At 53.0% G+C, this 24,962-nt stretch carries 17 protein-coding genes and 1 pseudogene; 6 read left to right on the top strand and 12 right to left on the bottom strand.

Going from position 1 to position 24,962, the window contains the following annotated elements; all coding sequences use genetic code 11:
* Positions 1-16 precede the first annotated feature (16 nt).
* Together QZJ86_RS20780 and QZJ86_RS20775 are read right to left on the bottom strand one after the other, a co-directional pair.
* On the bottom strand, positions 17-700 hold the full coding sequence (locus tag QZJ86_RS20780; RefSeq protein WP_301935492.1) for a hypothetical protein: 684 nt from the start codon (positions 698-700) through the stop codon (positions 17-19).
* 236 nt (positions 701-936) lie between these two features.
* Entirely contained in the window at positions 937-2,637 is a 1,701-nt protein-coding gene (locus tag QZJ86_RS20775; RefSeq protein ID WP_301935491.1) for a glycoside hydrolase family 17 protein, read from the bottom strand.
* Positions 2,638-2,893: 256 nt separating this feature from the next.
* Between QZJ86_RS20775 and QZJ86_RS20770 the strand changes: the two genes are divergently transcribed.
* Positions 2,894-4,615, top strand: coding sequence for a multicopper oxidase domain-containing protein (locus QZJ86_RS20770; protein ID WP_301935490.1), 1,722 nt, complete (start codon positions 2,894-2,896; stop codon positions 4,613-4,615).
* 64 nt (positions 4,616-4,679) lie between these two features.
* On the opposite strand, the gene QZJ86_RS20765 is transcribed toward QZJ86_RS20770, so the two are convergent.
* Positions 4,680-6,434: a multicopper oxidase family protein gene (locus QZJ86_RS20765; RefSeq protein ID WP_301935489.1), complete on the bottom strand. Its 1,755-nt coding sequence runs from the start codon at positions 6,432-6,434 to the stop codon at positions 4,680-4,682.
* Positions 6,435-6,677: 243 nt separating this feature from the next.
* Here QZJ86_RS20765 and QZJ86_RS20760 point away from each other — a divergent pair, with 243 nt between their 5' ends.
* Entirely contained in the window at positions 6,678-9,314 is a 2,637-nt protein-coding gene (locus QZJ86_RS20760; RefSeq protein ID WP_301935488.1) for a UPF0182 family protein, read from the top strand.
* A 25-nt stretch (positions 9,315-9,339) separates the two neighbouring features.
* On the opposite strand, the gene QZJ86_RS20755 is transcribed toward QZJ86_RS20760, so the two are convergent.
* Positions 9,340-9,786 carry an Rsd/AlgQ family anti-sigma factor gene (locus tag QZJ86_RS20755; RefSeq protein ID WP_301935487.1) on the bottom strand — a complete coding sequence of 149 codons (447 nt, stop codon included), beginning with the start codon at positions 9,784-9,786 and terminating at the stop codon, positions 9,340-9,342.
* Positions 9,787-9,876: 90 nt separating this feature from the next.
* On the opposite strand from QZJ86_RS20755, the gene QZJ86_RS20750 reads away from it, so the two are divergent.
* Positions 9,877-10,707 (top strand): 5'-methylthioadenosine/S-adenosylhomocysteine nucleosidase family protein, encoded by an 831-nt coding sequence (locus QZJ86_RS20750; protein WP_301935486.1) that lies wholly within the window; start codon positions 9,877-9,879, stop codon positions 10,705-10,707.
* An 87-nt stretch (positions 10,708-10,794) separates the two neighbouring features.
* Here QZJ86_RS20750 and QZJ86_RS20745 read toward each other — a convergent pair whose 3' ends face one another.
* The 3 genes from QZJ86_RS20745 to QZJ86_RS20735 form a co-directional block, all read right to left on the bottom strand.
* Positions 10,795-11,175 (bottom strand): hypothetical protein, encoded by a 381-nt coding sequence (locus tag QZJ86_RS20745; RefSeq protein WP_301935485.1) that lies wholly within the window; start codon positions 11,173-11,175, stop codon positions 10,795-10,797.
* A gap of 163 nt (positions 11,176-11,338) precedes the next feature.
* Positions 11,339-12,172 carry an SDR family oxidoreductase gene (locus QZJ86_RS20740; protein WP_301935484.1) on the bottom strand — a complete coding sequence of 278 codons (834 nt, stop codon included), beginning with the start codon at positions 12,170-12,172 and terminating at the stop codon, positions 11,339-11,341.
* Positions 12,169-12,759: a DUF4124 domain-containing protein gene (locus QZJ86_RS20735; RefSeq protein WP_301935483.1), complete on the bottom strand. Its 591-nt coding sequence runs from the start codon at positions 12,757-12,759 to the stop codon at positions 12,169-12,171. The genes QZJ86_RS20740 and QZJ86_RS20735 overlap by 4 nt, the downstream gene beginning before the upstream one ends.
* Before the next feature lie 80 nt (positions 12,760-12,839).
* On the opposite strand from QZJ86_RS20735, the gene recC reads away from it, so the two are divergent.
* From recC to QZJ86_RS20720, 3 genes and pseudogenes are all read left to right on the top strand, one after another.
* Positions 12,840-15,938 (top strand): exodeoxyribonuclease V subunit gamma, encoded by a 3,099-nt coding sequence (recC, locus tag QZJ86_RS20730; RefSeq protein WP_301935482.1) that lies wholly within the window; start codon positions 12,840-12,842, stop codon positions 15,936-15,938.
* The gene (recB, locus tag QZJ86_RS20725; protein ID WP_301935481.1) at positions 15,928-19,431 is read left to right on the top strand and encodes an exodeoxyribonuclease V subunit beta; all 3,504 of its coding nucleotides are present in this window, start codon (positions 15,928-15,930) and stop codon (positions 19,429-19,431) included. Before recC ends, recB begins: the two co-directional genes overlap by 11 nt.
* An 87-nt stretch (positions 19,432-19,518) precedes the next feature.
* Positions 19,519-19,749, top strand: a pseudogene (locus QZJ86_RS20720) (REP-associated tyrosine transposase); the annotation flags it as partial.
* Between the two features lie 91 nt (positions 19,750-19,840).
* Here QZJ86_RS20720 and QZJ86_RS20715 read toward each other — a convergent pair.
* From QZJ86_RS20715 to QZJ86_RS20695, 5 genes are all read right to left on the bottom strand, one after another.
* Positions 19,841-20,341 carry a P-loop NTPase family protein gene (locus tag QZJ86_RS20715; protein ID WP_301935480.1) on the bottom strand — a complete coding sequence of 167 codons (501 nt, stop codon included), beginning with the start codon at positions 20,339-20,341 and terminating at the stop codon, positions 19,841-19,843.
* 657 nt (positions 20,342-20,998) lie between these two features.
* Positions 20,999-22,168 (bottom strand): lytic murein transglycosylase B, encoded by a 1,170-nt coding sequence (gene mltB, locus QZJ86_RS20710; RefSeq protein ID WP_301935479.1) that lies wholly within the window; start codon positions 22,166-22,168, stop codon positions 20,999-21,001.
* 8 nt (positions 22,169-22,176) lie between these two features.
* Positions 22,177-23,319: a PilT/PilU family type 4a pilus ATPase gene (locus QZJ86_RS20705; RefSeq protein WP_301935478.1), complete on the bottom strand. Its 1,143-nt coding sequence runs from the start codon at positions 23,317-23,319 to the stop codon at positions 22,177-22,179.
* 13 nt (positions 23,320-23,332) lie between these two features.
* Positions 23,333-24,370: a type IV pilus twitching motility protein PilT gene (locus tag QZJ86_RS20700; RefSeq protein ID WP_301935477.1), complete on the bottom strand. Its 1,038-nt coding sequence runs from the start codon at positions 24,368-24,370 to the stop codon at positions 23,333-23,335.
* 122 nt (positions 24,371-24,492) lie between these two features.
* A complete protein-coding gene (locus tag QZJ86_RS20695) occupies positions 24,493-24,837 on the bottom strand; it encodes a TraR/DksA family transcriptional regulator (protein ID WP_301935476.1) in 345 nt (114 codons plus the stop codon).
* Positions 24,838-24,962: the final 125 nt, after the last annotated feature.

Raw genomic sequence — 24,962 nt, 5'->3', positions numbered from 1 at the left:
CAATGCTTGGTCGATACTAACCGAAAAGAAAAGGATACTGGTTCGATCTAAACGGTGCGTTGGCTGCCAGGCAACGGTCAAATATGCTGATGGCTTCATCGCAAGAGATAATTTCCTGCTGGCTATCCAAGATATAGTGCGCCAAATTCAAGATGCATTTCCAATGTCGACGATTGTCGATAAATTTAAAAGCCTGAAGGAGCAGTTCCTGGATTTTCTCATCGCGTTGCACCTCCGAAGCGATGAAATGTTCTAGGTAATTGAGTGCCTTTTCCAGATCGCTATAGCCGCCATAGTTGTGCAAGGCATTAAAATTAATCAGATTAATATTAAAAACTTCGTCATCTCGAATCGAAACGTATTTTGCTTCGGCCAAGGGCCCAACCAATAAATTGACCACATCGGCTTCGTAGGCTCGTTGGCAAGCATGCTGCTGGGTATCGGCAAGGTCGGTAAAACTTTCTACAACCGCAATAGGCAAATTTTGAATTAGATTGCCGTCCACGACTTTCGCAAAGAAGTCAGCATAACCGTTTAGCGGCCTCTTGACATGAATTTCGAAAAATACCGGAGGTAGTTGCTTTTGTTGGTTGCCCAGATGAATGGCCGCCGCATGGCCTGCTTCGTGAAAAGCCGTGCGCCAATCCAGTTCGCTTGAAGGCACGAATGTTGACGTTGCTGAGTAATAGTTTCGTTCCATAGAGACAACCTCATCCAAAAAAAGATGCGGCGCGAAGCCGCATTGAGGAAGGATATTAAAACTCTTTACCCTTTAGGAGAGGGAGCGCATATACAAGAGTTGCATATAGTTTACTGGGCAACACTGCATTTGAAAATGTGACAAATTGACGCGCCGCAAACTGTCGCTCAATATCGAAGGCATATTTTTCGCCGAAAAAACCGGGTGTTGCGGCGCAACACCCGTTAACGGAATGACTAAGCGTGCTGTTTCTGATCGCCGTTAGTCCAGAAAGGTAACGACAATATCAGTAAACCGGCCAGCCAACTCAAGAGTTGTTGATTATGTAGCGTGTAACTAAGTGCAAACGGCAGCCCGTCCGAAAAACCGGGATGCGCTTGAATGAAATCCCGGCCGTCCATAAAGGCCTTGGTTTCACCCAAGATCAGCGCAACAATGCTCAGGCTCAGACCATAAGCTATAACCTTATCTAAGCGGCCATGCAGCTTCCAACCGACCAATTGGTCAAACGCCAAAAGTCTGCCGTTCAATTTGTGTTGACTCAAATATTGGCAAGCTATCAAGCCGATTACCCCGAACGCCGGAATGGCGAATTGCTCAACCGGGAAACTCAAATAACGGCCATTCATGGTTAGGCCGTAAGTCTTATACAGCGCCAATAGAATAAACAGCAGGTAAGCGGTTCTTAAACCGGTGGCCAGGCCTCGACTTCCCGGTTGCTCGGCCAGCATTTGGTAGTTGCGGCGAATTAATAAGGTAGCTAAGCCGGCATTTGCCACAACCAACAGAGCGGTATAAAGCCTTTGCCACGAACTATAACTGGTGTACCAGAGGAAGTCCGCCAATGTCACCAGGCAAACGCTGAACACTTGGGCTAATGTCAAAAACGTCAACACCCGGACCAGTGACATAGGTGCAAGCTTTTTATAATAAGTAGCACTTATCAGCAGCCAGATTAGCGTTGCTATGGCGAAATGAATAGTCCAGTTAGGGTTTTCTGTAACCGGACCCGTTAATGGAAATACCGGTTGACGATCCGCCGAGAGCAAGCCCCAATTGGCGCCAACTACGCCTTCCAGTTTGCTTTTCCAAGGCTGGTTAAAAGCTTCGACGATGTTGTAATCGAAACCGTGGCGGTTAGCGACCTGGATCATGCCGCGGATGAACTTAGCTTCGTTGACCACGCCGGGCGTCGCCATACCGCGTTGCCGCCCGGCGCTTGGCCAGCCCGATTCGCCTATCAATATTGGTTTGCCAGGCGCGATGCCGCGAGCTTCGTCTTCTACCTGCTTGACGATTTTTTCCAGATGCTGCGAGGCGTTATCCACTGAAATCGGCTCGTCTTCCCAATACGGCAGAATGTGGATAGTGATGAAGTCTACTTCATTGAACAGCTTGGGATTTTTCATGTACATCGACCAGACGTCGGCATAAGAGACCGGTTGCTTCACCGCGCGTTTCACCTCGCGGATATAACCGATCAAGCGATCCACATCCATTTCCCCACGCAACAGCACTTCGTTGCCGACGATCACACGCTTCACCACGTCGGGATGGGCATTGGCCGATTTAATCAATGCATCGACTTCCTTGCGATTATCTTTAAGGCCATAACCCAGCCAGGCGCCTTGTATCATTTGCAAACCGTATTTGCGCGCCAAATCCGGGGTAGGCTCCAAGCCGCCTAAGCTGGAGTAAGTGCGTATGCTTTCGGTTTTGTCGGCTAGCAATTTCAGGTCTTCGTCGATATGTTCGGGTAACGGAAATATTTCTTCCAGGGGACTGAAGCCTTCCCGAAACGGCGCGAAAGACAGGCTCTTCAATTTTCCGGACGGTACATCGACGCCGGCTTCTTGTGGCTGGTTGATGAACCAGTCAAAACTGCCGTGGGCGATAAAAATCAAAATTAAACAAAGCAATAATCTGATGCTGGGCATAAGTGGGCTTGATGGTATGTTGCAAAAATGATGCGGATTGATTGGCAATAATCGCTCGTCATGGAATTATAAGGCATTACCCGGTTTGCAGAATCAGATCGTTCGTCGGCGGCGTAAACCCGGCCAAAATGGTCGATGCGTTTATTAAATAATTTCTGTACTTTACCCATGGGTTCTGGTTACAGTATCTGGCTTTTCTGATATTCGGAAGCCTTGTTGGGGCGTCCGTCAACTCGTCTGTTTTATGAGGTTTTGTATGCATAAAAAGGTTATCCCCATTCTGTGTGGCGCCATCTTGCTTCCGGCGTCGCAATGGGCTTTGGCGGCGGTAGACAAGCTACCGGCGACCAGCAGCGTCAAAATGGGTGCGGCAGAGGAAGTTTGTTCCGAATTTACCGATGCCAAGTGGCGTGATGCGCAAGTGATCGATGGAGTGGAAATACAAGAATCACGGATGTGTAACCCCGATAATCCTGCCGACATCGCCGCTTTCGTTAAGGGCACCAATAACATTTCCATGTCTACCTTAATGGAGACACAACTGGCTGCCGACGCCATCACCATGAGTAACGACATGGACGGCGACGGTGACCCCGACCACTATATTATTAAGCTGGAAATTGCCGAGCTGAACGGCCATTCGCCAGACATGAAGGATCCGACTACTACTTTCGATATCGCCCCCGGCATTCAACCGACATTTTGGGTGTATGCGCCGAAAACCCGCGATATGTCGACCTTGAGTTTATACGAGCCGGTCGCCAATCCTTTATTGCGCGCACCATCGCCGGTTATCCGGGTCGAACAAGGCGACATTATCTGGATCGTGTTGGAAAACAGCCATTACTTCCCGCATTCTATCCATTTGCACGGTATCGACCATCCTTATATGGATCATAGCGGCGAAGGTAACGACGGCGTCGGCCAGACCGGCCAGATGGACGTCTTGCCCGGCCAGAGTAAAACCTATGTGATCAAACCGCGCCAGCCCGGCACCATGTACTATCACTGCCACGTACAGCCGCACACTCACATACCGATGGGTTTGCAGGGCATTTTCGTGGTCGAGGAAAATCGTCCCAATAACTGGGTGCAAACCTTCAACGTCGGCGCCGGCCATGTGCGTCACCCATCGGTGGCCGTGAAGGAAAAATACGCGGCCGAGTACGATCTACACTATCAATCCGCGGACAAAGAGCTGCATGAAATGGCGCGTTCGGCCAACGACCCGCGCATCATCGCCCGGCGGATGAATCAGGAATACGACATCACCGATGCCGATCCGGATTATTTCATGCTCAACGGCCGCTCATTTCCTTATACCTTAAGGGAATCGCTGATCCTGATGGAAGAAAATAAAAAGGTCAAATTGCGGGTGTTGAACGGCCACGAAGAAGCATTTGCGCTGCATGTGCACGGCCATAAACCGATGGTTACTCATTACGACGGCGTCGATAACGGCCCATCCTCTTATATCAAGCGCGATGTGCACGGCATGGTGCCGGCGCAGCGTATTGATTTGGAACTGAGCGGGGTTGACGACGGTTTGAACAGCTTCGGCCAAGGCGTCTGGATGTTTCACGATCATGTCGAGAAATCCTTCACCACTAACGGTATCGGCGAAGGCGGCGACATCAGCTTGGTGGTTTACAAAGGCTTTGCCGACGAAAAAGGCATCCCAAAAGTGCACGGCATGAGCTTGGCGCCTTACTTCACCAAGGAATTCTGGCAAGGCAAATTTCCGGCCTGGCAGGATTACGACGCATGGAAAAGCCTAGGTCTGCCTGAAATCAGCAATAAAAAACAAGTGGCTTTCGTGCCGCCGCCCCCAGCGCCCAAAGCGGATGCGGCAGCACAAACTGCCGCCGAAAATCAGTCGTCATTTATCGGGCAATTGCTGCAAGGCCTGATCTTGGGTGGGTTGATCTACGCCGGCTTTGCCAATCGCCAGCGCATTCTGGCTTTATTTAAAAAGTAAGCGAACGCTATTTAGCGTTTAGCGACGCCGCTGTTGAGCAAGTCTCGACAGCGGCGTTTTACTGTCAGCCTATATAAAACTGCCGCATCATGCCCAAGTCTTCATGCTCGAGATTGTGGCAGTGATATAAAAACAGTCCTTTATAGTCCTGGAACGGCTTGACGATCTCGACTGTTTCGCCGGGCATCACCAATACCGTATCTTTCCAGCCGGAGTCGATAAAGCCGTCTTTCACGGTGCCGTAATCGGCGGGTTTAACCTGGTCGGTGTTTCTGGACAGAATCTGATATTGCTGGCCGTGCAGGTGGATGGGATGGGCCATTTCCATCATACCTCCGCCCATCCCCATGCCCCCCATTTGCTGGCCGCCGCTATCCGAACCGTGCTCACTATCACCGTGTCGCATGCCGCGCATCCCCATTCCAGCCATGTTATGTTCACCGGATTCGGAATTGTTTTTGCCGCCATGTTGCATGCCGCCCATCATGCCCATGCCCCCGCCGTGCTGGCCTTCCGAGCCATGGTCGTGAAAAATTTTGATTTTCTTGATCGAACCCAGCGCCACTTTCTCGAAATCCATCACCCGGTCCATCGCGAACGATTTGCCGTTCAGCAATGGCTTCATGTGTTGCATAGAAATTGCTATGGGTAGCGGATTGGCAGCATTATCGACATCGCGTTCCGTCAAGCGTTGGAACGGCACCAGTTTTTCCGGCAGTTTCGGCGATTCGCCGACTTTTTCGCTGACTTTAAATACCGCAATCGGAAATTTACCGCCTTGCGGCAGACGATTATGCATCATGCCCATGCCTTTGCCATCCTTGTGCATTTTGTCGTGCATGCCGGGCATCACGCCGGAATAGGGCAGACTGTATAACGTTAGTTGCGAGCCTACCGCACGACCGCTGAAATCCAGCCACAGATCGACCCGCTCGCCGGGTGCCAGCATGATATAAGGCCGGGTTTCCGGTTTGGCCAACAGGCCGGCGTCGGTGCCGATTGCAGTCAGCGGCGTGCCGTCCTCCCAGCCCAGTTTGTAAATCCTGGAATTAGAACCGTTTGCGGCCCGGAAACGATAAGCTCGCGACTTCACCGAGAATTCGGCATTGGGTTTACCGTTGACCAGGATGGTATCGCCCAGGAAACCCATGATCCGTTCCGGCATCATATGCAAATATTGCAACTGGTTTTGGTTGTCGAAACTGCGATCCTGTATCACCAAGGGTAAATCGTATTCGCCGCTCGGCAATTCCAATTTAGCTTCGTCGTTATCGCTGACGACGATCAACCCCGCCAGACCGCGATAAACTTGTTCGGCGGTCAAATTGTGCGAATGCGAATGGTAAAAGCTAGTGCCCGCCCGGTTCAGTACTTCGAATTCGTAGACAAACTGTTCTCCGGTATCGATCGAATACATCGGGTGGCCGTCGCTATGTTGCGGCACGTGCAGGCCATGCCAATGAATAATGGAGGGTTCGTTCAGTTTGTTATTGAAAAACACTCTAACTTTCTGCCCCTGCTGGAAATTCAGTACCGGCCCCAGGTAATTGCCGGGCAATTGCGTCAGCGTATTCGCCGGCCCCCTGCGCAGCGTGGCAAAGAATTTTTGCACTTGCGTGGCCGGCCCGCTGCTTAAAATGCCGACCTGAGCGGGCTGAGCAGTAAATTCGATTTCCACGTCCGGATTGAAACCCGGCGTCGCGCTACTCTTGATCTTGCCGGCGTCCGCCAGCAGCAAACTCGGAAATGCCGCGACTGCAGCGCCCAGCATGGAATGCTGCAAAAATTGACGTCTACTGCGATTGATATTATTGGACATGCGTTCCCCCTTCCTCTGATTGGCTTGGTCAATAAGCGCTTTATTATCGGCTCGACCATACTCCAATTGCCGGCGCCAAACAACTCTGCATCGCGGGCAACCATCCTACAATATGCCGGACAATCAGATTCGCTATTTGGGTGTTAGAATGCTCAGCCATTGAGGTTGAAAGGGCGTTGCCGGCCGTTAGGACGACATGTCCACACACAGTAGGCGATCAAAAATCTAAGTAAAGAGGAAATTATGCGTAACTGGAAACTGTTACCGGCGTTCATAGCAGCAACCCTGGTGGCGGCCATCGTTTTATACGTGGCGTTCTACTTCGTTTTTCTCGATTTTTTCGTGGATTTATGGTGGTTCCGCTCGCTGGAATTCGAAACTTATTTCTGGCTGAAGCTGTTATACCGATTTATTTTTTCCGGCGTGGTCACCGCATTTTTCTTTGCGGTTTTTCTGTTCCATTTCTGGATTGCCTCCCGCTATCTCGGCCTGAATCCGCCCGATGAAATTTTAATGGACGATAGCAAACGGCGGCGCTTTCACCGCTTTGCCGATGTGTTCATGACCGGCTCGGCCAGGGTCTACATTCCAATTTCCCTATTGCTGGCAATCATAATCGCCATTCCGTTTTATCTGCAATGGGACCAGGCGTTGCTGTTTTTCTTCGGCAGCGCTTCCGGTATCGTCGATCCGATTTACGGCAACGATGTCAGCTTTTACATGTTTTCGTATCCGATTTACATGCTGATACAGAAAGAGTTGCTGACCGCCGCCGCCGTGGTATTGCTGGCAACCGGCGTTCTGTATTGGCTGGAACATGTGTTTGTGCCCAATCAAAGCAAGGAATTTCCGCTGGGCGCGAAAATCCACTTGGCAGTGCTGTTTGTGTTTGTGATGCTGTTCGTGATCTGGGGTTTTTTACTGGACCGTTTTTCACTTCTGTACACGGGCAGCAACGAACCGGTATTTTTCGGCCCGGGCTTCGTCGAATTGCGTTACCACTTACCGCTAATCTGGTTGGCAGTATTTTTTTTCTCGGCCATTGCGCTGTCGGTAATTTTTTACGCGTTTTCGGAACGGCATCGCAGCATGATGCCAATTATCGTCGCGTCGTTAGGGTTTCTGGCGGTGTGGGGTTTAAAAAGCTCGCATACGCTTCCGGAACTGGTGGAAAAGTTTATCGTCAAGCCCAACTTTACTCGCACAGAGGGCGAATCGATACGGCATAACATCGACGCGACCATGGCGGCGTTCGATTTAAACAATATCAAAATCGTCGACTTTCCAGTCAATTTGGATGCCACCAAGGACATCGAAGCCTGGTCCACTAAAAAACATTTCGAAAATATTCCGGTATGGGACCGCGAGTTTTTGATCGACAGCTATATGCAATTGCAGGGCATCCGCCCCTATTACGGTTTTCCGACGGTCGACGAAGACCGTTATTTTATTAACGGACACCATCAACAGGTCAATCTGGCCGCGCGCGAAGTCAATATCGACAAACTGCCCAAGGAAGCGCAAAACTGGGAAAACACCCATTTACGTTATACCCACGGTTACGGTGCGGTCGTCTCCCCCGCCGCCCAGGATGCCGGGATACCGATCGTCTGGTATCTGCGCGATTTGAACATGACGTCCGATGTCGGTTTTTCGGTGAAATACCCGGACATTTATTACGGCCTGGAAAAATATCGTTATGCGATCGTACCCAATAATCTAGCCGTCAAGGATATTTCCAGTTCGACGCCTGGTGACTCGCTGGATTATCAGGGCAATTCCGGTATACCGATTCCGTCGCTGTTCAGAAAGATGCTGTTCGCGTTTTATCTGAAAGACGAAAAAATCTTCTTCTCGCCGAATATTTCCACGCAAAGCAAGGTCTTGCTGCGCCGCAATATCGACGAAAGGATTACCGCGCTGACGCCGTTCCTGCACTTGGATAAAGATCCGTATCTGGTCATTGATAAGGAGCGCTTCTATTGGGTGCAAGACGCATATACTTTGTCGAATTTTTATCCGGTCTCCAAACCGGCCGCTGACGATTATCTGGACGGCAAGCATAAGTTCAATTACATCCGCAACTCGGTGAAAATCGTAGTCGATGCCTATGACGGCAGCGTCGATTACTATATTTCCGATCCGAAAGACCCTATTATCAATGCCTATAACCGGGCGTATCCGGGCGTGTTCAAAACGCTGCGGGAGATGCCGGACGAACTGCTGCAACATCTGCGTTATCCGCGCGATTTGTACTATATGCAGATGAAAATTTACGCAAAATATCATCAAAACAGTCCGGAATTGTTTTATGAACAAGCGGAAACCTGGCAATTTGCCACGGTGGACGGACAACCGGTATCGCCATATTTCATTACCATGGATTTCGATCGCTGCAACGATCTGGAAGAGTTCGTGATGATCAACCCGATGACGCCGGTGCACAGGGACAATCTGAGCATGGTCGGGATAGCCGGTACTTTGGATGAAAATAGCTGCGACCACAGCTATAAGCCGGGTATCACCATTTTCAAATTTCCCAAAGCCGTGCAGGTTAACGGGCCATCGCAGGTTAATGCGCTGATCGACCAAAACCCGGAAATCGCCGCGCAATTCACGCTATGGAATCAGCAAGGATCGGAAGTCAAGAAAGGCCGGATGGTGATATTGACCATGGGCAATTCGATTTTGTATGTCCAGCCGATTTATATGCTGGCGACCAAAACCAAGATGCCGGAACTGGCGCGAGTGATTGTCTCGATAGGCAACCAAGTGGTAATGGAAAAAACCTTGCAAGCTGCTTTTACCCGCCTGAAGGATACGTTTATTACCGGCGCGAGCGGGCCGACATCCGGTATTTCAGCGGGCGAAAGCAAATAGCGCCCGCCGGGTTAAATTTAGCAGTTCAATGCAACAGCATGGAACACAAGTGGTCTTCCAGTTCCATGCGTTCCGCCAAGCGCTCTCCCAGCGCCGATAAATCCTGGGCCAGATTATCGGTTTTAAAATTGCGCCTGCCGTCGTCGTATGCATCGCTGAAGGACACAGCCGACGCAGTGATGCTGGAGAATGCCGGATAGATCCGTTCGGCGTAAGACAATACCGAGATCTGGTGCTGCTTCTCGACCAGCAAGTGTTCGTAGATGCCAAAGTGACCGAGCGAAATATAATCGATCAATAACTGGGAAAACTCAGACAACATCGGCCGGATATGGGCAGTGCTGGCGAACGGCTTCAGTTTGGCGATCTGGCAATACAGAGACCAAACTGCTGAACGTTCTTCTTGCAGCGCTTCCACGAGATGGTGTTTGTTTGACGTTTTGTCGGTAAATGTGGAATTCAATTCGGTCACGACGCGCTCCCCTTTGAAAATTGACGAGCCTTAAATTTATGTGAATTATTAAGAATATTCAACAATATATTAAAAAATAACGAATTTTTCGTGAAAAACGTGACCAGCATTACACCGTCAAACTTTATTTTCGTCGCCTTGGCCTGCGAGGCCAAACCGCTAATCCAGGCATGGCGACTAAAAAAACTGCCTAAAAAACAAGTTTTTACGATTTATCGCAACGCGGAAACGGTTGTCGTCGTCACAGGAATCGGCAAAATCGCGATGGCCGCGGCGGTGGCTTACACGATGGCACAATTTGCCGATGTGATGCAGCCCATCATGTTGAATCTCGGCATTGCCGGGCATCCCCACCAAGCCGTCGGCAGTTGTTTCCTGGCCGATAAAATCATCGATGCCGAAACGCAGCGACGCTTCTACCCGCAATTGCCTTTCGAACTTCCTTGCCGGACCTTACCGTTAAAAACCCTATCCAAGGCCGATATTGCTTACACCGGCGATAATTTATCCGATATGGAAGCCTCGGCTTTTTACGAAATAGCCGCCAAATTCAGTACCGGCGAATTGATTCAAAGCTTGAAAGTGGTATCGGACAACAAACAATCGTCGCTGGCAGACATCAACCAGGACCTGGTGGCGGGATGGATAACAGCGGAATTGACGACGATAGAAAAACTAGTGTCGGCGCTGACCAAATTGAGAGGAATACTGCCAGCGCCTAATACTGACCTGTATCAAACACTGCTGAATCGGATTCATTTCACTGCCAGCAATGCCGTCAAACTGCAAACTTTATTGAGCCGTTGGCATTTGTTAAAGCCGGATGCGGCAATTGATCTTGAATCGATTGGCGAGAAGAACGGAAAAGCGCTAATCGCCTGGCTGGAAGAACAACTGGAAACAGTGGAGTTCTATTTATGAGCCAATCTAGGCGGGAAAGCGGGACTTTGACGGGGACTAGCACTAGAAAAATTCGGGGTGCCCACGGCGGGCACCCCGACGCGGAAATTACAGCAGTTTTTTCAGGCCTTCAACGCCGGCTTTAGCTTTTGCCAAATGTTCTTTGGATTCTTGCAGGTTCGCTGCTTTAGCTGAAGCGATAGCGGCTTTCAGGTGCGATCTGACTTTTGAATTTTCTCTGGCAACTTTGTCGTTGGCATTGATTTCTTCGGAAATATCAGCCGCTTTTTTGATCAGGCTAGCAACTTCCGCGTCTTCCGCGCCGTTGTTAATCGCAGTCTCGGCAGTAGCAATACGCTCCAGAACCATATTGATTGCATCAAGAGGTTTGTAGGTAGTTCTGCCTGCTTCAGCAACTGCAGCAGTTGAGAAAGAACCCATGGCAGCAGCTAAAGAGAACGCGATAACAGCACTTTTTAAAATTTTCATGTATTGAACCTCACAGTTATTTTTATAAGAACATATAGCTGCTAACCCAACCGCTTTAACCACTACATGTTGGGCCGGGATAATAGCACAGTTCATCTGGTTTGATAGTTTGTTTATAGCGGTTTTTATGGTTTTTCGACCCCGGAAAAATAGCGTTGCGGCCTTATTCGACGCTGACTAGCAGCTTGTCCAGCCAGGCGGTGGGCAGCAGTCGTTTTAGCCAGGCAAACAAATGCGTGGGTACCGTCACCCGGTACCTGATCTTCGGCCGATTCGACTCCAATGCATGAGCCACTTTTTCGGCGACGGCGGTGGCGGGCAAGGTAAACGGTGCCGCCGGCCCTGGTTTTTGCAAACGGGCTTCCATGGCAAGGTAAGTATCCTTATGAAAGCTATGCTCGGCATCGATGTATTTTTGATACAAGGCGAAAGCGTTTTGCCGAAAGCGGCTTTCGATCGGCCCCGGCTCGATCAACACGATATGAATGCCGCTGCCACGCAGTTCCAGCCGCAAGGTATCGGCCAGACCTTCCAAGGCAAACTTGCTGGCGTTATAGGCGCCGCGAAACTTCATCGCCACGAAACCCAGCACCGAGCTGTTATAAATGATCCGGCCATGGCCTTGTTTACGCATCAGCGGCAGCAACAAATTGGTCAGTTCGTGGGTGCCGAACAAATTGGTTTCGAATTGATGGCGCAACACTTCGCGGCTCAGATCTTCCACCGCGCCAGGCTGGCCAAAAGCGCCGTTATTGAACAAGGCATCGATCTTGCCGTCGGTCAACGCGATCAGCTCGGCGACCGCTTGCTGAATACTATACGAATCAGCCAAATCCAGCCGCAGACATTCAAAGCCTTCGCCGCGCAGGCGTTCGACATCTTCTGCCTTGCGGGCCGAGCAAATCACCCGATGGCCGCGATCTTTTAAAAACCGCGCGGTGCTATAGCCGATGCCGGAAGAGCAACCGGTGACAAACACAGTTTTGCCGGCAATCATGGTTGGCTAAGTTCGGTTTCGTTTAACAAAAAAGTTTTGCCGCTGCTGCAATTGATCAGAAACGTCAATTGATCGGGTTTGCTTTTTGCTATCAGTTCGTCGGCCTCGACGCGCTGACATTCACCACTGGCCAAGGCTTTTTGCGCGGCCAGCCGCCGGAATTTTTCGACATCCGGCAAACGAGCCTCGAATGGTTTGACTTGTGCCGGCAATTTTTCCGGATCGTAAGGTGGGATGGCAAACGCGGAAAACTGCATGGGGTTTTGCTTGATCAGATTTTGGGTCAATTCGCTTTGCGCTTTGGCTTCTTGTTTAACTTTGGCGATCGCGTCAAGCTTGGCCTGTTGTTCTGCTTGCTCTTGCAAGCCATGTTGTTTTTTTGACTCGGCTTCCGCGGCTTTCTGGTTTTCCACCGCGTTCAGATCGACGCTGCCGCCGGTTTTGGTATTCATCTGCACGGCCTTATGGTCATCGGTGCAAGGGGAAGATTGGTAGTCGGTATGTCCGGACGCGTCGGTACATTTATAAACCCCGGCCCAGCTGTCAACGGACAGACATAGGGCAAAAACAAAGAATAGATTTTTCATTGTGTTCCTGTTGGTTAAACGCTACTGTAAAACTATTACCCAGCTAGCCCTTACTGTAAATAAGTTTTTTCCATTAGCCGATGTTCGTACTGCACAGCTCCAATAAAACCGAAAATCTGCTGGAGCATCTAGCGGCGGTCATCAGCTCATCGCCATTATCCTCGCCGTTCGCCGCGGAAATTTTCCTGATTCAGAGCCAAGGCATGGAGCGCTGGCTGTCCCAGCAACTGGCCAGCCGTTTTCAGGTCTGGGGACATTTCAGCTACTTGTTTCCGGCCAAATTTTTCGGCGAACTAGCCCAGAAACTGCATGCCGATCTGCACGACCCCAGCTTCGACCGGCATGTCATGCTTTGGCGTTTCGAAGCCTTGCTGCGCGATCTCGACGGCGAAGTGTATCAGGCTTTACGGCAATATCTAGCCGGCGAAAATGCCGACCTTAAACGTTATCAACTGGCCTTACAGCTGGCGCGAATTTTCGACCAATACCAAATGCTGCGCCCCGACTTGCTGACAGCCTGGCGGGAAAACCGTCTCGTTCATCATAGCGAAGCGGAACGCTGGCAAGCGGCGTTGTGGCGGCAAATCGCCGCCACTAGCGATAGCGGGCATCGCGGCGAACATTGGTTGCAAGTGATCGACAAACTACGCAACGCCCCGCCGGGCCAGTTTCAAGCGGACTTGCCGGAACGGGTGTCGGTTTTCGGCGTCAACAGCCTGCCGCCCTTGCTGCTGAGTTATCTACAAGCCTTGGCGCTGCATTGCGACGTGCATTTATATCTGCTCAATCCGGTGCAAGGCTATTGGGCTGACTTGCCCGGCAAACGTTTGCTGGCGCAACTGCAAGAATTCGACGGCCATCCCTTGCTGGTCAGGTTAGGGCAACAAGGCCGCGAGTTTCAGCAGATGTTGCTGGAACAAGTAGAATTTGCCTTCGAACCCAGCAGTTTCGAGGCCAGCGACAGCGACAGCAATCTCCAGCAATTGCAAAACGATATTCTAGCCAACCAGACGCCGCAACTGGCCTTGCAAGCGGATGGCTCCATCGGCATCCACGCCTGCCATTCCCGGCTCCGCGAAGTGCAGGTGTTGAAAAATCAATTGCTGGAGGCCTTGGAAAACCACGTCGACCTGGAATTGCGCGACATCGTGGTAATGGCACCGGACATCCAGCTCTACGCGCCGTTCATCAGCGCGGTATTCGACGATATCCAGCATGCGATCGCCGACCGCAGCCTGAAAGTCAGCAACGCGGCGTTAGACGCTTTCATCCGGTTTTTACAACTGTCGCAAAGCCGCTTCGGCTGGCAGACGGTGTTGGATTTGCTGGAACAACCGTTGGTCCATGCCGGTTTCGGCTTGGACGAAAACAATCTGGAATTGATTCGTTACTGGCTGCAAGACACCCATGTGCGCTGGGGCAAATCCGCCGCCGACAAGCAAGCCCAAGGCTTGCCGCCCTTGCAGCAAAACACCTGGCAGGCCAGTTTGCAGCGCCTGTTTATGGGGTACGCGGTGGCCGGCGACGAGGTTTTCGTGGACGGCGTACTGCCGTATCCGGACATAGAAGGCTCTGCCGCTCAGGCTTTGGGAGGCCTAAATAGCTTTCTGCAACTGTGTTTTCGGGCAGGGGATGAATTGAAATCGGCAAAAACCCTGGCCGATTGGCAGCCGTGTTTACGAGCGTATGCGGATACCCTATTGGCCGGCGCCGACCCGGTCGAACGCCAGCCGCTCAACGAATTGCTCGCCGAGTTGGCCGATTTTGCAGACATTCATCATCAGCCCTTGAGTCTGGCGGTGATCATCGCCTGGCTGGAAGGCCGGATGGACGAAACCAAATCCGGCAACGGTTTCTTGCGCGGCCAATTGACGTTTTGCTCGATGTTGCCGATGCGTTCCATCCCTTGCCAGGTGATCGCCTTGCTGGGCATGAACGACGGTGAGTTTCCGAAAATAGAGCGGCATCCCACCTTTGATCTGCTGGCCCAACACCCGCGTTTGGGCGACCGCTCGCGCCGCGCCGACGACCGCTACCAGTTTCTGGAAATCCTGTTGTCGGCGCGCCGGCAGTTGATCGTCACATACATCGGCCAGTCCTTGCGCGACAACAGCGAGATTCCGCCCTCGCCCATCGTCAGCGAATTGTTGGATGTGTTGCGCGACAGTTACGGCCTGGACAAGCTGACGATTCATCATCCGCTGCACCCCTTCAGCCCGCGCTATTTTCGCGGCGACGACCCGGGCTTGTTCAGCTACGCCCGGCACGATCTGGAAACCGCCCAACGTATTCGCGCCGAAAAGCAGCCGCCCGCTCCCTGGTGGCAAGGCGAACTGGATGCCGAGCCCGAGGAATTGATCGAAATCGGCGAGTTGCTGAGTTTTTACCACCATCCGCAGCGCTTTTTTCTACGCCAGCAATTGGGCGTGCAACTGCCCAGGCTGGAAGTCGATGCCGAGGAACGCGAGCCGTTTGCATTGAACTCGCTGGACGATTATCAAATAGCTCAGCAATGGCTGGACGCGAAACTACATGGCCGGCCGTTTACGCTAGAGAAGCTGCAAGCCCAAGGCCGCTGGCCGGCCGCCGCGCCGGGCGAAATCGCCTGGCGGCAGCACGAACCGGCGATAGCCCAATTCGCCGAGCTAATAAGCGATAAGAATCTCGGCGAAGCGCTGCCGGCCGTGGCCATCGACTTCAATCTGGGCGGCTATCGACTGGTCGGCAAGCTGAGTAATCAATATCAAAACGGTAGCTTGATCTACCGATTTAGCACGTTAAAGGGACGCGATTTTGTTGGCGCCTGGCTGCAACACTTGATCGTTAATCAAATCCGCCCGCAAGCGACTTATTTGCTTAGCGCCGATGCTGACTTATTGTTTTCGCCCGGCCCGCAGCCGGAACAATTGCGGCTGTTATTGGAGATTTTCATGCAAGGAAGGCGCCGGCCGGATGCTTTTTTCAGCGAAGCCGCCTTTTGCTATCTACAGCAGAAAAATCCCGACTATGCATTGTCTGCGGTCATTAAGCAAACGCTGGACAGCATCGAGAAAGGCTACGAACCGGAAATTGCGCATCTATTCGCTTATCGCGATTTAACCGAGATTTTTAACGAAGACTTTGCCGCGCAATGCCGGCAATTGCTGCAACCGGTTTGGAGGGCGGCGCATGGCGAGTAAAGCCTTCGATGCGATAACCAGCGAACTGGAAACCGGCATCAATCTGATCGAGGCCAGCGCCGGCACCGGCAAGACTTACACCATCGCGATGCTGGTGTTGCGCTTCGTCGTCGAGCAGCAGCTGGACATCAAACAATTACTGGTGGTGACTTTCACCAAAGCCGCCAGCGAGGAATTGAAGGAAAGGATACGCGACCGGCTGGCCGAGGCCCGCCAAGTACTACTAAAAAACCAACCCAAAGCCGATCCGGCCATCCACAATTGGCTGGCCGGTCTGGAACTGGATAGCGACAGCATCCGCCAACGCCTGGATCTGGCGCTGTTGGACATCGATCAAGCGGCGATCTTCACGATCCATGGTTTCTGTCAGCGGGTGCTGGCCGAGCATGCCCTGGAAAGCGGGCAATTGTTCGATTGCAAGTTGAGCGGCGACATCGCCGATCTGAAACTGCATTGCGCCGACGACTTCTGGCGCCGGCAAATCTATAGTCGGCCGGCCTGGCAGGTTACCTTGCTGACCCGAGCCTATCCGACGCCGGACGCGTTGCTCGCCAGTATCAACGGCGTGGCCCTGCAACAAAACACTTATCCGGACGACGACGATGTCGATGCCGGCCTGGCGCGATTGCCGGGGCTGATTGCCGCCGCCGAGAGCAGCCTGCCTGCGGTGTTGATTACCCTCGAAACGGCTTTTGCCGATGGTCTGTTCACCGCCAGTTTCGTCCGGGACTTTCCGGCGCTGGCCGATGCATTACGAACCTGGCTGGCCGATCAGAGTGCCGATCTGCCGGAGATGGACTGGCTGAGCGAGACCGGTTTATTGGCCGGCTTGAACGGCGTCAAATTCAGGACCAGCAAGACCAAGCCCTTGCCCAGCGCGGAACAGAAGCAGATTTATCTCGACAGTCTGGCGATAGATTGCGGCCCGTTCGAAACCTTGGCCACCGCGCTAAGTCATTTACAGGTAACGTTTCGCAACGCCTTGCTAAGCAGTTTGCGCACCGAGCTGGATAAACGTCTGCAACAAAACAACGTGCTGTCCTTCGACGACCTGATCACTCGCTTGGCCGCGGCCCTGCGCGGCGATAACGGTCCGCTGTTGATCAGCGAATTGCGGCAGCGCTTCCGGGCAGCGTTGATCGACGAGTTTCAGGACACCGACGTCAACCAATGGCGAATTTTCTCCGGCATCTTCGCCGATGCCAGCCAGTATCTGTATCTGATCGGCGATCCGAAACAAGCCATCTACAAATTTCGCGGCGCCGACATTTTTTCCTACTTCGCCGCGCAGAGCCAGGCCCAACAACATTACACCTTGCTGCATAACTGGCGTTCGCATCCGCAATTGGTGGCCGGCGTCAATCGGTTGTTCCAGCGCGCCCAACCGTTTTTGTTCGACCGGCTGGATTTCACGCCGGTGCAAGCCGGGCGTAGCATCGCCGACGGCCGCATCGGCGATGCTGCACCGCTGGTGTTGTGGCAGCTGGATAAAAATTCGGGCAATCAGGAATATTGGACCGCACGCCAAGGCAGCTCCAAAGAAGTCGGCGACCTGATCCGCAGTGCCGTGATCAGCGAGATTTTGCAATTGCTCAGCAGTGGCAAAATCACCGAAAAAGGGCAGGCCGAGCGGACTTTACAGCCCAGGGATATTGCGATACTGGTTAGAAGCAATAGCGCCGCCGCCGATTATCAGAAAGCTTTGCTGGAAGCGGGCATTCCGGCGGTGTTGAACAGCAAGCAATCGGTATTCGCCTCGCCGCAGGCGTTTGAACTGTATTGCGTGTTGCAGGCGGTAGCGCAACCCGGCCAGATCGGCGCATTGAAACAGGCGCTAACCGTAGGCTGGTTTGATCTGGACGGCCAGCAATTGTACCGGCTCGGCCAGGACGAAGCGGCGCTGGACGGCTGGTTGAACCGGTTTCAGGATTATCTGCAATGCTGGCAGCGCCAGGGCCTGTTGGCGATGATGCAGCAACTATTGCGCAGGGAACGAGTGGAAGTGCATTTGTCCGTGCTGCCGCAAGCCGAACGCGCCTTGACCAACATCCATCATCTTATCGAGCGCTTGCAACAGGCGGCAATAGACGAACATCTGGCGATCAATAAATCGCTGGACTGGCTGCGGCGGGCGATTCAGCAGTCCGGCCAAGTCAGTGGCGACGAACAACAATTGCGGCTGGAAAGCGACGAGGACGCGGTGAAAATCGTCACGTTGCATAGCGCCAAAGGCTTGGAATATCCGCTAGTGTTCTGCCCGGACCTGTGGCGGCGCAGCGACCGCTTGAAAAACGAGCGACGTTTGGTGCAATGCCACGAGAGCGGCGAAATGATCGCCGACCTGGGTTCCGAGAAGTTTATCGAACACCGCGAACAAGCCTTGCACGAAGAACTGGCCGAGGATTTACGCTTGTTTTACGTGGCGGTCACCCGCGCCAAATACCGCTGCTATCTGAACTGGGCCGACGTGCGCACCAAGGACAAGGCCAACAACTCGGCGTTTGCTTACTTGTTTGAGTTCGCCGACGATGATTTCGCTAGCCAACAGCTCAAACTAAAAGCCTTGGCGACCGAAGCTCCGCAGAGATTCGAATATCGGCTGTTACCGGCAGAAACAGAAGCCGGCGGCCGCTATCAAGCCGCTAGTGACGATAGACCGCTGGCCTGCCGGTCGCGTCGCCGCAGCCTGCATAGCGTCTGGCAAATGAGCAGCTACACCGCGCTGGCGGCATTGACCTTGGAAGACGCGCCGGAGCTGCCGGCCGACAAAGCCGAGGAAGCCGCCGATACGGCTCTCATCGACGATGGCTTACCGCGCGGCGCGCATACCGGCAACGTCATCCACAGCTTGCTGGAGACTGTCGATTTCAAAATGCTGGCCGTCGGCGCCGACATCAGTCGGCAACGCGATCAAGCCTGCTTACGTTATGGCTTGCGCTTGGAGCAGCCGCAACGATTGAATCGATTATTGCTCGATACGGTTTCGACGCCGCTGGCTGCCGATCCGGATTTTTGCCTGAAAAACCTGCCCGCCGCCGGTATCGTCAAGGAAATGCCGTTTTATCTGGCCATGCCCGATGTGGTGGACACCCTGCAAATTAACCGCATGCTGGCCGCCAGCCCCGCCTACCAGCCATTGACCGCCAAACAAATGAGCGGTTATCTGACCGGCTTCATCGATCTGGTCTGCGAATATCAGGGCAAATTTTATGTGATGGACTACAAAACCAACGCGCTGGCCGACTATAGCCATCCCAGCCTGCTGCAAGCGATGCGCGAACATAATTACGGCTTGCAGTATTGGCTGTACAGCGTGGTGCTGGACGCTTATCTGCAACAGCGCTTGGCAGGGTATCGCTATGCCGAGCATTTTGGCGGGGTGAAGTATTTGTTTGTCCGGGGAATGCGGGGAGATGTTTCAGGTAGCGGGGTGTATACGGATTTGCCGGATGAAGAAATGCTTCGGGAATTGGCGGGAGTGTTTTTTCAGTAGTCGTCCAGTGTTGGGAATGTGAATCCTCTATCAGCGGGATAAAGATATTGCGAAAACTTATTTATATGTCGGTTCCAGAGGCTACAGCGCTGGTTCCGCAAGGCGCATAAAACTGATCGGGATTATCAGTTGTGGGAAGAAGGTAGTCATCCGCAGATGATCGATAGTCCCGAGGTCTTGCGGCAGAAATTGGATTACATTCACCTGAATCCGGTCAAACGCGGTTATGTTGATTTACCGGAACATTGGCGTTATTCGAGTGCCCGGAATTATGCGGGGCAGGAAGGATTATTGCCGGTCTATCGGGATTGGTTTTAGCTGACCGCAGCGCGGCTGGTTTGCATTCCCACGCGGCGCGCGGGAATGAGATAATTAACGGGCACCGTTAGGCATCCCATTGAATGAAGGGTTAGGCGGCATTTAGGTACTCCAGAACTTGTGATTCTGAGCAAAGCCTAAGGCGTTGCCCGTTGAAAGATTCGAACAAGGAAAGATGTGCTGCATGGCCGCTTGAGCCCTGACGAGAGGAATAGTTTTCTGCCCACTGAACGAGTTCGCGTAGGCCTGCCTCGGACTGCTCGCGGCCCATATGTGCTTTGCTTTCTAAACCGCGCAACGCCAACCTCTGCTGGCAAACAACCCAAGGCAACTCAAGCCAAATAAGTGTGCTGGCCGAGGGCAAAAACTGTTGTGCCAAGTTTCCATAGACACCTTCAACAATCCAGTTTTTCGTCGCGCTCGCGGTGTCAATGATGCGCGAAACTTCCGCTGGATCACGCATTTCATTGAACCCACCAGGAAGCCAAAATATGTCGTCCAGGTGCACCATTGGCGTGGCCTTTTTCTCGGCGAGGCGCTTTGCCAACCAAGTTTTACCGCTCCCACTATTTCCGATAATGACTGTTCGCATATGTCGCCCAACGTAAAGCTAACCGAGCGCGGCCCGGAAAGCTTAATAATAAAAACCGCATTGCAACCGCGCTCCGGTTGATCGCCATGTTAGGGATCACTATACGCCCCCTGATATAGATCGTGAACGAACGTTGCGCCAAGCGATGCTAGACATGCGAGCATACCTAGCGATAGCTCGAATGCAAAATTTCGGTTGCTGTGGGAACTTGCCCAGATACGTACCGCACCAGTTTGGCTGATACCCTTAAGGAAGTCGCGATGCGGCTCCAAAAAAGGACCGTAGGATGTGCTGAACGAAGTGAAGCGCATCGATCGCGAACGATGCGCCTCCTTACTTCGGCAGCATCATAATGATCTAGCTGATTGAATTTCAATTCCCCGGTGGGTTTTCTCCCGTATGCCGCGCCGAGCACCGGAGCTTTTGAACGGCTCAGCCCGCAAGGGGCGCCGCAGGGATGCGGCGCGTTGCATGCAGGGGCTGGGAAGCCCCTTCAGGCAACCCCGTTCAAAAGTGAGGAGCGCAGGGAATAAGCGGCATCCGGGTGGCGTTTCTTTTGGTGACTTTTCTTTGGCCAAACAAAGAAAAGTTACTCGGCTGTCGGGCCGAGACCCGACATTAAAACCAGCCGTCGCATCAGCGACACAAAAACCAACCTTACCCAGCATCAGACCGATTAACAGCCACCCTCTGATACCCACTCTTAATCGCCAACGCCAATTCATGTACTGCCATCGCATAATGCGTGCTCTGGTTATAGCGGGTGATCACATAAAAATTGGGATGCCCAAGCAAGTATTCGTCATTGCTTTGATGCCTGAGCAATAACAAGCGTAGCGGATAATCGCAATTGCATGGAACGGCAGGTTCGATACCGGCTTGGGTTAGGGTGCTGAGAGGGTAAGCATGGTCTGCGCCGGGTTCCAGGCTGTCTATGCCGCTATAACTGCCGCGCGTTGCCGAGACGATCGGCTGGCCTTGTTGCCAGCCGTGTTGCGCAAAATAATTCGCCACGCTGCCGATGGCATCTTCCGGATTCCACAGATCGCGGCGGCCGTCGCCGTTAAAATCCACCGCCCATTGTAAAAAGCTGCTGGGCATGAACTGGCCCAAACCCATCGCGCCCGCAAATGAGCCGACCGGCTTGCCGGGATCGAGACCTTCAGTGCGGCTCATCACCAGAAAGTTTTCCAGTTCACTGCGGAAATACTCGCCACGCCGCTGGTAATCGAATCCCAAAGTGGTCAGCGCATCGATGATTTTATGGTTGCCAACGAAGCTGCCGAAGGTGGTTTCTACGGCCATGATGCCTAGAATGTATTCGGCCGGCACCCCGTATTGCCGGCTGGCCCGTTGCAGAGAGGGCTGATATTTTCGCCAGAAACTCACCCCGGCGTCGATATGGCGGTCGTCCAGAAACTGCGCGCGGTAGCGGGTCCAACCGCCTTTGCTGGGCTTGCCTTTTAGGCCCTGGTCGGATTTGGCCAGATAATCCAGCGTCCACTGCTTGCGTTTAGCAACGGAAAACAAGCCTTGCAGATACTCGCGGCTGAAGCCGTGCTTCTGTACCATCTGCTCGATGAACTGATTCAGAGCCGGATAGCCGGCGTAATCGCCGCTCACGATCGAAGCATGATAGCCGCCGACGCTGGCGAACGGCCGCAGGTCGGGATTAGCGGTGCGCGACTGGCTGGGAGCGGTTTGTTGCGTGGGATTTTTGGCCCAATTGCTGGGGTTGCGCTCGGCCGGCGGTTGCGTGGCGCAACCGCTCAGCAGGGCGATGAATAGGGACAGTTTGACGAAGTGTCTGGAACTAGGTTTTTGCAAGCGAACGGTTACCTCGGCGTGTTATACAGATTGGTGCCCTCGTCAGGATCGTCGGTCAATTTCATTTCGGAGTTGTCGAACTGAGCGTTCTCGGCGCCAAGTTTGATCATCAACCGGACTTCGTTACGAGAATCGGCAGATTGTAGCGCATCATCGTAACTGATTTTGCCGGCCACATACAGATCGTAAAGCGCCTGATCGAAAGTCTGCATGCCGTGCTCACGGGAGTTTTTCATCAACTCTTTCAGCTTATGCACTTCGCCCTTGCGGATCAAATCCCCTACCAGGGGAGTATTCAGCAGAATTTCGATGGCGGGATAGCGGCCCTTGCCGTCGGCGCGCTTGATCAGCTGTTGCGCGACGATGCCGCGCAGGTTTAACGATAAATCCATGAACAACTGGCCGTGCATCTCGTCCGGGAAGAAATGCAGAATCCTGTCCAAGGCCTGGTTGGCGTTATTGGCATGCAAGGTGCAAACGCACAGATGGCCGGTTTCGGCAAAGGTAATGGCGTGCTGCATGGTTTCCCGGCTTCTAACCTCACCGATCAGAATCACGTCCGGCGCTTGCCGCAGGGTGTTTTTCAGCGCGACTTCGAACGACTCGGTGTCCAGTCCGACTTCACGCTGGGTGATGATGCAACCCTTGTGCGGATGCATGAACTCGATCGGGTCTTCGATGGAGATGATATGGCCGCTACTGTTTTCGTTGCGGTGGCGGATCAACGCAGCCAGCGAGGTCGATTTACCGGTGCCGGTCGCACCGACAAAGATGACTAGGCCGCGTTTTTGCATGATCAGTTCTTTCAATACCGGCGGCAAGTGCAGATCTTCAGACGTGGGAATAGTGGTTTCGATGCGTCTCAGCACCATGCCGGCCGCATCGCGCTGGGTGAACGCGCTGACCCGGAACCGGCCCAGCTCATGGACGCTCAAGGCAAACTGACATTCCTTGGTATTCTCAAATTCGTCGCGTTGCCGTTGCGACATGATGCTATTCACCAGAGCCAAGGTCTGCTCCTCGGTCAGTAGCGTTTTCGAGACCTCGACGATTCTGCCATCGATTTTAAAGGAAGGCGGCCGGCCGGCGGTAATGAACAGGTCGGATGCTTTCTTTTCAACCATCAGGGCCAGTAGGGCTTTAAAGTCCATGATGCCTCCTTAATTAACGGAACATATCTTTGTTGACAGCTCTGGTCATCGCGGCTTTAGCGGTGATCTGGCCTCTATCGACCAATTCCTTCAGGTTTTGATCCAGGGTCTGCATACCGTCCTTGCGGCCGGTTTGGATAGCCGAATACATTTGCGCGACCTTGGCTTCGCGGATCAAGTTGCGAATCGCCGGGGTGCCGACCATGATTTCGTGCGCGGCGATCCGGCCACCGCCGACTTTTTTCAAAAGCGTTTGCGAGATAACCGCTTGCAGGGACTCGGACAGCATAGCCCGAATCATGTCTTTTTCGGCGGCCGGAAACACGTCGATGATCCGGTCTATGGTTTTCGCGGCCGAGGTGGTGTGCAGGGTGCCGAACACCAAGTGACCGGTTTCTGCGGCGGTCAGGGCCAACCGGATAGTTTCCAGGTCACGCATCTCGCCGACCAGAATGATGTCAGGATCTTCCCGCAAAGCCGAGCGCAAGGCTTCGTTGAAGCCCAGCGTGTCTCTATGCACTTCACGCTGGTTGATCAGGCATTTTTGGCTTTCGTGTACAAACTCGATGGGATCTTCGACGGTGAGAATATGGGCGTAATCATTGTTGTTGATATGATTCACCATCGCCGCCAGTGTGGTCGATTTACCGGAACCGGTCGGGCCGGTGACCAGAATCAGTCCGCGCGGTTTTGTGCAAAGTTCCGCAAAAAACTTGGGGGCGTTCAGGTCTTCCAGCGTCAGCACTTTCGAGGGAATGGTCCTGAACACCGCGCCGGCGCCTCTATCCTGATTGAAAGCGTTCACCCGGAAACGGGCCACGCCGGGCAAGGCGAAGGAAAAGTCGGTTTCCAGAAATTCCTCGTAATCACGGCGCTGCTTGTCGTTCATGATGTCGTAAATCAGCGCGTGGACTTCCTTGTGATTCAAGGCCGGGATATTAATGCGGCGGATGTCGCCATCCACCCGAATCATCGGTGGCAGGCCGGCGGAAAGATGCAAGTCTGAGGCTTTGTTTTTGACGGAAAAGGTCAACAGTTCGGCAATATCCATGGTTTATGTCCCAGCGATAAAAGGAATGATCGTCGGCAAGGATAGTACACAAATTAAAACAGGCGGGCTTAATCGGCGCGCCGCATTGTTGTGGCTCCTTACCGTGCAGATAGCGGGCGCTACTAATGGTGTGGGCTGCTGCGTTCGGCGCAACGGATGCACAGATTGGCGTAAGGCAATACGGCCAGGCGTTCTTTTTTAATCGGCTCGCCGCAGCCCAGGCAGATGCCGTAGGTGCCGGCGTCGATTCGCGAGATGGCTTGCTTGATTTTCTCGACTTCATCGCGGGCGGCATTGCCCAGCGCATCCAATACTTCGTCGTTTTCGGTTTCGGTTGCTTGTTCGGAAAAGTCCTGAGTCAGCGGGTTGTCGGTGTGTTTGACGTCGTCGGTGATTTTCCCCAGCCTATCGTCCAATTCTTCCAGCATATTCAATAACTGGTCGCGAACTTCTTCATACTCTTTCATGACAATCTCCGCAGCGGGGCTGCATGGGTCTGTTTAACGGGCCACATCGGACCGGGTGTCTAATCTTTAGGTTTATACAATGAAGCCGATGGCAGGCGCAACCAAGCTGATCTATACTCGAACCC

It is taken from the genome of Methylomonas montana, assembly GCF_030490285.1.
Classification (GTDB): Bacteria; Pseudomonadota; Gammaproteobacteria; order Methylococcales; family Methylomonadaceae; genus Methylomonas; species Methylomonas montana.
The sequence above is the reverse complement of the archived record's forward strand: the minus strand, read 5'-3'. Positions and strand labels throughout refer to the sequence as shown.